Annotated in this window: 9 protein-coding genes; 3 read left to right on the top strand and 6 right to left on the bottom strand. The window is 52.9% G+C overall.

The window, feature by feature from the left end; all coding sequences use genetic code 11:
- Positions 1 to 7 precede the first annotated feature (7 nt).
- From DI14_RS13650 to DI14_RS13635, 4 genes are read right to left on the bottom strand one after another with little or no spacing between them, the layout of a single operon-like run.
- The gene (locus DI14_RS13650; protein ID WP_034809484.1) at positions 8 to 1,420 is read right to left on the bottom strand and encodes a bifunctional ADP-dependent NAD(P)H-hydrate dehydratase/NAD(P)H-hydrate epimerase; all 1,413 of its coding nucleotides are present in this window, start codon (positions 1,418 to 1,420) and stop codon (positions 8 to 10) included.
- A 45-nt stretch (positions 1,421 to 1,465) separates the two neighbouring features.
- Positions 1,466 to 1,888: a Fur family transcriptional regulator gene (locus DI14_RS13645; protein ID WP_034809482.1), complete on the bottom strand. Its 423-nt coding sequence runs from the start codon at positions 1,886 to 1,888 to the stop codon at positions 1,466 to 1,468.
- Positions 1,881 to 2,738: a metal ABC transporter permease gene (locus DI14_RS13640; RefSeq protein ID WP_034809480.1), complete on the bottom strand. Its 858-nt coding sequence runs from the start codon at positions 2,736 to 2,738 to the stop codon at positions 1,881 to 1,883. The genes DI14_RS13645 and DI14_RS13640 overlap by 8 nt, the downstream gene beginning before the upstream one ends.
- A complete protein-coding gene (locus DI14_RS13635) occupies positions 2,735 to 3,493 on the bottom strand; it encodes a metal ABC transporter ATP-binding protein (RefSeq protein ID WP_051622732.1) in 759 nt (252 codons plus the stop codon). The genes DI14_RS13640 and DI14_RS13635 overlap by 4 nt, the downstream gene beginning before the upstream one ends.
- Positions 3,494 to 3,681: 188 nt before the next feature.
- On the opposite strand from DI14_RS13635, the gene DI14_RS13630 reads away from it, so the two are divergent.
- The 3 genes from DI14_RS13630 (at position 3,682) to DI14_RS13620 (ending at position 7,647) form a co-directional block, all read left to right on the top strand.
- Positions 3,682 to 5,223 (top strand): Ppx/GppA family phosphatase, encoded by a 1,542-nt coding sequence (locus DI14_RS13630; protein WP_034809478.1) that lies wholly within the window; start codon positions 3,682 to 3,684, stop codon positions 5,221 to 5,223.
- Entirely contained in the window at positions 5,220 to 7,385 is a 2,166-nt protein-coding gene (locus tag DI14_RS13625) for an RNA degradosome polyphosphate kinase (RefSeq protein ID WP_034809475.1), read from the top strand. Before DI14_RS13630 ends, DI14_RS13625 begins: the two co-directional genes overlap by 4 nt.
- Positions 7,386 to 7,476: 91 nt before the next feature.
- Complete coding sequence (locus DI14_RS13620) at positions 7,477 to 7,647, top strand: DUF1427 family protein (RefSeq protein ID WP_034809473.1); 171 nt, start codon at positions 7,477 to 7,479, stop codon at positions 7,645 to 7,647.
- A gap of 37 nt (positions 7,648 to 7,684) precedes the next feature.
- Here the strand turns inward: DI14_RS13620 and DI14_RS13615 are convergent, their stop codons facing one another.
- The gene (locus tag DI14_RS13615; protein ID WP_034809470.1) at positions 7,685 to 8,251 is read right to left on the bottom strand and encodes a hypothetical protein; all 567 of its coding nucleotides are present in this window, start codon (positions 8,249 to 8,251) and stop codon (positions 7,685 to 7,687) included.
- A 3-nt stretch (positions 8,252 to 8,254) separates the two neighbouring features.
- Entirely contained in the window at positions 8,255 to 9,163 is a 909-nt protein-coding gene (locus DI14_RS13610) for a deoxyribonuclease IV (RefSeq protein WP_235193476.1), read from the bottom strand.
- Positions 9,164 to 9,166 lie beyond the last annotated feature (3 nt).

The raw sequence follows: 9,166 nt of genomic DNA, 5'->3' as shown, positions 1-9,166 counted from the left end.
AGGAATCTCAGGATTCCTCTTTTTGTATGCGCCCAATCGCCTCGACGACATCGCTCGCGAGCACGCTCGCCGGATGCATCGATTCACTCATTTTTTTCGCTGCGAGGGCATGCCAGAGCACCGCTTGCTCATTCGGATTGTGTGGAGTCTCGATGCGTCGGCACCTGGCCCACATGGCAAGGAGCATCCCTGTCAGGACGTCCCCGCTCCCACCTTTGGCGAGGGCCGACGCTTCGACCGTATTGACGGCGCCCGGCCCTTCAGGTGTGACGATGAGGGTGTGCGTCCCTTTTAAAATCAAGTGGACACCGTGCCGCATCGCGAACGCACGTGCCACTCCGAAACGGTCCGCCTCAATCTCCTCGACCGTCTGCCCCGTCATCCGCGCGAGCTCTCCAGGGTGCGGGGTCAGAATCAAAGTTCCGGCAGCGTCGAGATGTGCGTGTGATAGCGCGCCGGCGTCCACGACTAAAGGCATCGTTTTTTTACGAACGGATTCCCATATACGAACGAGCGTTTCGCCCTCGACCATGCCGGGACCAATCGCAATCGCGTCCACGTCTTTATTTGCGATGGCGTCTGCGCTCGTATACATCGCTTCCGGAAGACCGGCCTTAAGCGGTGATGCCTGCTCTGGCACAATCATCTCGAGCAAACCGATTCCGGTTCGCAGTGCCGCCCTTCCCGCTAAAAACGGCGCGCCAATCAAATGCTCGCTTCCGCCAATCAATAGTCCGCGCCCATACGTCGTCTTATGGCTGAACCGTTCCCGCGTCAACAGACTGTCATCAAAGTCGGCTTCGGTCAAGACGCGCCAACTTGACGTATGCGGCAAACCGATATCGACCCGCTCCACTTCCCCGTAATACGGTGCCGTCTTCGGCAAGAAAGCCGAACGCTTGAACCCATGCAACGTGTACGTCATCGTCGCGGTTACGGCGTGGCCATCGAAATCGTGTGCGGTGTCACTTGGGACGCCGGACGGCACATCGATCGAGACGATGTTTGTAGGTTGGCTCATCAGCCACGAAATGACGTCGCGACCCTTTCCAGTAACAGCGCCGCTCAACCCAATCCCATATAAAGCGTCCACAATCCAGTCGGTCGATGGCGGCGTGTCAACGATTGTGACGTACTGCTCGGCGTATGCCGCATGCATCGAGGTAGCGTCTGTTTTCGGCGCACCAAGAGGCGACCAGACGAAGACGTCATGTCCGCGCTGTGCCAGTTCACGCGCCACCACCCAACCGTCGCCGCCGTTGTTTCCAGTCCCGCATACGACGAGCACAGACGCCTCATCCGGAAGCTGAAGTCGATGCGCCACGGCTGAAGCCGCGCGCTCCATCAACACGGTCTCAGGCATACCTTGCTGCTTGGCGTTCGCATCCGCTCGTTTAATCTCGTTTGCCGTATAAATCATCTCTCGCTCCCCCTTCACGATGTAGCAAAAAAAGGATTGACGTCGTCAATCCCTTAAGGCCTTACACTGTTTACAATACCCATAAATCTCGAACTTATGATCAATCACTTCGAAGTCCGGGTCGAGCGCCTCGACGTAACGCATCGGACAGAGGTCGAGCAGTTTCGTCTTGCCGCACCCACGGCAAATCAAATGGTGATGGTGATGACCGGCGCTACATGTGACTCGAAACGCCTTCTCTCCGCTTAATTCAGTCGCCTCAAGAAGCCCTTCTTCGGCGAACGACTTCAAGTTGCGATATACCGTGTCAAAACTCATCGTCGGGTGCTTCGCGCGCATATAGTCCAACACGTCTTTGGCGCTGACGTAACGTTCCTCCTGAGCCAAGTACGCATACATCTCAACCCGCTTCGGCGTCACTTTCAACGATGAGGATTGCAATCGATTCAGTTGTTCTGTCTCATTCATACGTAGCCTCCTTCTTCCGCAACGACCCAATCTTTTCAAGTCCCATGACGACAGCTAAAATACCCACGGCCAAAAGGACAATCACGCCACCGGGTGCCACATCAAGTTCATAGGCGAGGACGAGCCCTCCGATTGTGGCCACTTCACCGAAGATGATGGCCCATACAATCGTCTGTTTGAAACTCTTCGTGAACCGGAGCGCAGCCGCAACCGGAAGCGTGATCAAGCTCGAGACGAGCAACGTCCCGACGATTCGCATACTGACCGCGATGACGAGGGCGACGACGAACATGAACACGAGATGCAACAGCGTGCTCGGCAATCCCGACACTTTCGCCTGCTCCTCATCGAACGATAAGAACAACAGTTGTTTATAAAACACGGTGATGACGACGACCGTGATGACCGCCACACCGACAATCAAGACGATGTCAGACGGACTGACCGCTGAAATCGAGCCGAACAACAGCGTCGACAAATCGACCGAAAAGCCGCGAGAGAGCGAGATGAAAATCGCGCTCAACCCCATCCCAGCCGACATCATGATCGGGATGGACAGCTCCTGGAAGTGGACGTATTTGTTACGGAGCCAATCGAGCCCGAGTGCCGCCAGCACCGAGACGAGCGTCCCAAGATAGAGCGGATTCAAGTCCGAGAACAATAACACGTATTGCCCGAGGAACAGACTGAAGGAAATCCCGGCGAGCGTCACGTGCGACAAAGCATCAGCAATCAAGCTCATCCGCCGAACGACGACAAACGAGCCGATGAGCGGGGCCGTAAACCCGATGACGACTGCCGCGATGAACGCATAACGTAAAAACCCATACGTGAGTAAATCCGAGATCATGAGGAACCTTCATGAACGAGCAATTTGACGGGATACGGCTTGATGGCCGTCAACTCACTCAGTTCGCTATATTCTTTCAAACCGCAGTTACACGCCAGCCGGCCCCGATCGAGATGGACGACTTTCGTGACGAGATCGGTCACGACGTTCAAATCATGAGTGACGAGGATGAACGTGCACGACGTATGCTCACGCAACAAGTGAAGCACCTCGTAAAAATCGCGCAAATGTTTTTGGTCGACACCGACCGTCGGCTCATCGAGAATCAACAAATCCGGTTGATTGACAATGGCACGGGCGATGAACACACGCTGTTGTTGACCACCTGACAGACTCCCGATTTTACGGTCTCGATATTGCCACATATTGACGGTCTCGAGAGCGTTTTGAATCGCGGCCTGATCTTCCATATTCAATCGTTTAAACAGGCCGATTCTCCCATACCGCCCCATGGCGACAACTTCTTCGACCGTCACCGGAAAGCCCGAGTTAAACGAGGCTGCTTTTTGGGAAACGTAACTGATACGGGACTTATCTTTAAACTGGGATTGGGGTCGACCGAACAGTTCGACCGAACCGCTTTGGGGCGTCAACAATCCTAAAATCGACCGGATGAGCGTCGATTTACCCGACCCATTCTCGCCGACGATGGCAACGAAGTCCCCTTGCTCAATCTCGATGGAAACGTCTCGGAGCGCGGCCGTGCCATCATAGTAATAGGACACGTGATTTAGTTTCACGACAGATGTCGTCATAATCGTTAACCTTCTCTCATTAATTAAATCGTAATCATTTCTACTTCTTGGCGTCTGTATTATACAGAACATTTCGGATTGCTTCAAGTTTGAGAAAAATAACGTAGAACGATACGGGTCCGTCCTATTGAAATCAAGATGAGTTTACAATCAATTCGGTGTAAACTGAAAGTAACGCAAAGAGGGGGATGCACCGTGAAAAAAAAATAGCAGTCATTGACATCGGGTCGAACTCGATTCGAAACGTCATCTTTGAGGTGAACGGTCACGGTCAGTATTTTGAACGTCTGAACGTGAAGGAAGTCGCTCGCCTCTCGAGCCACATCACCGAAGACAATGAACTTTCCGCTGAAGGAATTAGCTCGTTGATTGAGACGTTACAACATTTTATCAGCTTGAACGACCACCACGAGGTTTTGGAGACGCTACCTGTGGCAACTGCCGCGATTCGAAACGCAAGTAACTCCGATGCGATTTTAGCCGAAGTCCGTCAAGCGACCGGAATGGAGATTCGGTTGTTGAGCGATTATGAGGAAGCGTTCTATGGCTATTCGGCCATCGTCAACTCGACGTATATCGAGGACGGGTACTCGGTCGACATCGGGGGCGGTTCGATGGAAGTGACATACTTCAAAGACCGGGAGCTCGTCTTCTATCACAGTTTCCCGTTCGGTGCCGTTACGCTCACGAACGACTTCATGAAAGGTGAAGTGATGACGAAAGAGGAGCGGAAGCAACTCATCTCCTTCTTAAAAAAATCATTTAAAGATCTCGACTGGCTCGAACCGCACGGCGTCCCACTCGTCGGTGTCGGCGGGACGGCGCGAAACTTGGTCCGGGTCGAACAGTCGCTATCTCACTTTCCGCTTGAAGGGATTCATCAGTACACGATCGATGCCGATCGGCTCGAGGAAGTCGTCGATGAACTCGTCGGCCAATCGAGTATGCAACTCGGGCGGCTCGATGGCCTATCGAAAGACCGGGTCGATATCATCGCCCCTGCCGTGACGGCGATCGGTGAACTCGCCCGCTATTTGAAAGTACCCGAGTTCACGATGAGCAATAACGGTCTTCGCGAAGGCCTGTTCTACGAATATTATTTGAAGGCGAACGATGAGGTCCGGTTTGCCGATGTGAAAGAGGAAAGCTTCCGGCATTTCGAGCAACAATATGATGTCAATCCGGAGCGTCACCGCCACCTCATCCATTTGGCCCGCCAAATCTATACCGGATTGATTGAGACGAAAGCAATCAAACCGAAACCGTATGAGCCTGGACTGTTAGAAGGCGCTTGCCGCCTTGCCTACGTTGGTGAATACATCGACCACAACAACAAGAGCGACCATACGTTCCATTTGATTACAACGAACGACTTCAAAGGGCTCAATAACGAGGATCGTCTCGCCCTCGCCCTCGTCTCGTCGTACAAATCGCGACGACTGCTCGACCAACATATCGAAGGCTTTCCCGAATGGTTTGATTCGAAGATGTTGAAAAGCCTTGAACTGCTCGGCTCAATCGTCAAACTCGTCGACGCCCTCGACTTGACGGAGCGGCAAATCATCGACCATCTCGATGTCTCGACAAATGAGGACGGGCTCGTCTTCCACTTACAAACGACTGACACCGCCCGCTTTGAACTGCAACGCGGGGTTCGACATAAGAAACACCTCGAACGCGCCATCGACCAGGCCATCGAACTACGTGTAGAAGAGAGAGGGACATCATGACCATTTATACACCTGAACATTTCAACAACCGTGAGCTGAGTTGGCTCAGCTTCAACGAACGCGTGCTCCAAGAAGCAATTGATGACCGCAACCCGCTCATGGAGCGGCTCAAGTTTCTCGGCATCTTCTCGTCGAACCTCGATGAGTTTTATATGGTGCGATTCGGCGGTTTGAAGGACGAAGTGCTCGCCGGTTTCAACCGACCGGAAGACAAGGCTGGACTGACACCGAAGCAGCAGATTAAGGCGATTTCGATTAAAGCGCAGGAACTCGTCGAACTACAATATGCGACGTACAAGAAAGTGACGAAACAACTCGCGAGCGAGGACGTCCGTTTCTTGCGCCCAAAACATTTGAACAAGACACAACTCGATTTCATCAAACAATATTTCCGGACCCACGTCTTCCCGGTCCTCACCCCGATTGCCGTCGATGCGTATCGTCCGTTCCCGATGCTGCTGTCGAAATCACTCAACATCGCCGTCGAGATCGCGTCTAAAGAGGAGGGCAAGAAACGGCTCGCCCTCGTCCAAGTGCCGGCCGTCTTGCCACGCTATCTCGAACTACCGACCGAAGACGAAGACCATGCCGACCTCATCTTGCTCGAGGATATCATCATCCAATTTGTCGATTCGTTGTTTAAAGGCTATGAGGTCGAATCGACGATGCCGTTTCGAATCACGCGGAACGCCGATATGCCGTTCCACGAAGAAGGCAGTCGTGACGTGCTTAAACAAATCGAGAAAGAGCTAAAGAAGCGCCGGTATGGGGTCGCGATCCGACTTGAAGTGCAACAGCGCTCGCTCAGTAAAGAGCTGTTGTTCATGCTTCAGGATGTGCTCGATTTACACGACCGCGATATCTTCATCGTAGACGGTCCAATCGATATGACGTTCTTGTTCGGCGTCTACAATAAAATCGGGACCGAATATGACGACATGATTAACGAGACGTTGATTCCGTTCATCCCAGAAGGGCTTGAGTCCGGCAAAGACTTGTTCCAAAGCCTGTTGAAACAAGACTATTTGCTGCATCATCCGTATCATTCGTTCGACCCGGTCGTCCGTTTCATCGCCCAGGCCGCGAAAGACCCGAACGTCTTGGCCATCAAACAGACGCTCTATCGCGTCTCCGGCGACTCGCCCATCATCAAGGCGTTGACCGATGCGGCCGAGAGCGGGAAGCAGGTGACCGTCCTCGTCGAACTCAAGGCCCGGTTCGATGAGGAGAAGAACATCCAATGGGCAAAACAGCTCGAGAAAGCGGGGGCCCACGTCATCTATGGCTATAAAGAGTTGAAGACACACTCGAAGATCACGCTCGTCGTCCGCATTCTTGAAGGTGGGGTCTTGCAACGGTTCGTCCACCTCGGTACCGGCAACTATAACGATTCGACGGCGAAACTCTACACCGACATCGGCTTATTGACGACGAACGAAGAGCTCGCCGAGGACGCGACGAACTTCTTCAACTGGCTATCTGGATACGGAGAACGCCCATCATGGCACAAGTTCGAGACGTCCCCAGATGATATGCTCGATTTCTTTTTACAGAAAATCGAGGATGAGATCAAACTACATGAGAAGTATGGGAACGGACGTATCGTCGCTAAGATGAACTCAATCACAGACAAGGCGATCATCATGAAGCTTTATGATGCCTCGCAAGCCGGTGTGAAGATTGACTTGATCATCCGCGGGATTTGCTGCCTTCGTCCCGGTATCAAAGGCATCTCCGAGAACATCCGGGTCATCTCCATCATCGACCGCTACCTTGAGCATTCTCGCATCTTCTATTTTTATCAGAACGGGAAAGAAGACTTATATTGCTCATCGGCAGATTGGATGACGCGCAACATGAAGAAGCGCATCGAGATTTTATTCCCGATTCTTGACTCAGGCCATAAATCGTACATCAAAGATATGCTGGCGCTCCAACTCGTCGATAACGTCAAAGCCCGGAGCCAACGCGCCGACGGCAGTTATGTCTATATCAAACAGGAGCCGGGTCAAGAACGCATCCAGTCCCAAATCATCATCCACCAGTACACGGGGGGGCGATGGAACAACATCCCGAGCGTGTTCGAACGGGAGCCGTCGAATTGGGCCGAACGTGAAGTCCTTCGTTTAAAAGCGGAGAACGAAAAAACGACAGATGACTGATGTTAGACTTCTCAAAGCGAAAAGAACGGTGTATAATGAACTCGGTTAATATCAATAAAACGTTTTCATTTCATTATACGGAGGAATCACGATGCAAGAAATCCTATTATCGTTACTCGCCGGCCTTATTTGTGGCATGATTTTCACGGCCTTGAAATTACCGCTCCCGGCCCCACCGGTTCTCCCAGGGGTCATCGGGATCTTCGGCGTGTTTCTCGGCATGAAAGTTTATCAGTTCGCGGTCGCCAACTGGCCATTTTAACAAAAAGGAACGATGTCCGTGTGGACATCGTTCCTTTTCATTTGTAGTGTAACGCTTTATGGCATGTCGGGCAGACCCACATCTCCTCGTCGGCATCGATGTGGTATTCCATCAATCGATTGGCGAGCGGCCCGTAAAAGTCTGATAAATCCAAGGCACAATAGGCGCATACGGTCGTCGGTGACACCCGATGCTCAAATTGTCGTTCGCGTGCGAGATGTGCCTCATATGCAGAACGGCTCCACCGTCTCGACGGGACACGATACCCCTCGTCCCAAAGGCGCTTCAACGTGTCATAATCCGTCGCCTCGTCATACGTGCCGAGCCGAAGTAATGGATGATGAAAATCGAGGGCGAGCAAGTCGACAAGGCTGTACACCCCAGTCGCAACGGACGGTTCAAGCCAATAGCGGTCGTCGGGCCGCTGCGTCGTCTCGACGAGCAGCACCTCCGCCTCGGCAACGATGCCGTGACCGATGAGTTCGATAAACGCGGTCGGGGTCGCGACATCGCCTTCGACATAGAATGGACTCTGCTCTTGAAAATAGACCGGCAGCGCGGACCAGGCGTCAAACGCGCCTGGGTCGATTCGAAGCCGATTCATCGGTTATTGATGCGCGAGCGTGAACCGCTCCCGCCACTCCGCATCGAATTCAGATGCGCGGAACATCGCAATCTCTTGCTTGTATGGTGCGACTTTCGTCTTGTCATTAATCGGGATATAAGGCGTCTCCAAAATTTTCGGAAGGTGCGCGAACGCTTCATGATGGATGATGCGGTTCAACGTATCAAAGCCGATCTCCCCGTAGCCGATGTTTTCGTGTCGGTCTTTCTTCGCCCCGCGCACGTTCTTCGAATCATTCACATGAATGACGCCGAGACGCTCGAGACCGACAATCCGATCGAATTGATCGATGACGCCATCGAGGTCGTTTACTAAGTCGTATCCGGCATCATGGACGTGGCACGTATCGAGACAGACCGAGAGACGGTCGTTATGTGTCACGCCGTCAATGATTGTCGCGAGCTCTTCGAACGTTTTCCCGAGTTCGCTCCCTTTTCCGGCCATCGTCTCAAGCGCGATTTTGACGGTCTCATCACCCGTGAGCACCTCGTTTAACCCTTCGATGATGCGAGCGAGCCCGATGTCTTCCCCTGCCCCGACGTGAGCACCCGGGTGAAGGACGACGTGGCGTGCGACTTGGAGCGCCTCCGCCCGCTTAATCTCGGCGGCAAGAAACGACACGGCGAGTTCGAACGTCTCCGGTTTCGTCGTATTGCCCAAGTTGATAATGTACGGTGCATGGACGACAATCTCCTCGATGTTATGCGCGGCCATGTGGGCGAGTGCCGCTTCAATATTCAAATCTTCAATCGGCTTCCGACGTGTATTCTGAGGCGCGCCGGTGTAGACCATCATCGTCGTCGCCCCGTAAGAGACCGCCTCCTCACTCCCTGCAAGAAGCATCTTCTTTCCTGAAACCGAAACGTGTGAACCAATTTTCAATGTCATCATCTT

It is taken from the genome of Exiguobacterium sp. AB2 (assembly GCF_000696055.1).
Lineage (GTDB): Bacteria > Bacillota > Bacilli > Exiguobacteriales > Exiguobacteriaceae > Exiguobacterium > Exiguobacterium alkaliphilum.
The sequence above is the reverse complement of the archived record's forward strand: the minus strand, read 5'-3'. Positions and strand labels throughout refer to the sequence as shown.

Coding starts and splice junctions, on each gene's coding strand:
- DI14_RS13650 (WP_034809484.1), bottom strand. CDS start 1,420: ATGATTTATACGGCAAACGAGATTAAACGAGCGGATGCGAACGCCAAG.
- DI14_RS13645 (WP_034809482.1), bottom strand. CDS start 1,888: ATGAATGAGACAGAACAACTGAATCGATTGCAATCCTCATCGTTGAAA.
- DI14_RS13640 (WP_034809480.1), bottom strand. CDS start 2,738: ATGATCTCGGATTTACTCACGTATGGGTTTTTACGTTATGCGTTCATC.
- DI14_RS13635 (WP_051622732.1), bottom strand. CDS start 3,493: ATGACGACATCTGTCGTGAAACTAAATCACGTGTCCTATTACTATGAT.
- DI14_RS13630 (WP_034809478.1), top strand. CDS start 3,682: ATGCACCGTGAAAAAAAAATAGCAGTCATTGACATCGGGTCGAACTCG.
- DI14_RS13625 (WP_034809475.1), top strand. CDS start 5,220: ATGACCATTTATACACCTGAACATTTCAACAACCGTGAGCTGAGTTGG.
- DI14_RS13620 (WP_034809473.1), top strand. CDS start 7,477: ATGCAAGAAATCCTATTATCGTTACTCGCCGGCCTTATTTGTGGCATG.
- DI14_RS13615 (WP_034809470.1), bottom strand. CDS start 8,251: ATGAATCGGCTTCGAATCGACCCAGGCGCGTTTGACGCCTGGTCCGCG.
- DI14_RS13610 (WP_235193476.1), bottom strand. CDS start 9,163: ATGATGACATTGAAAATTGGTTCACACGTTTCGGTTTCAGGAAAGAAG.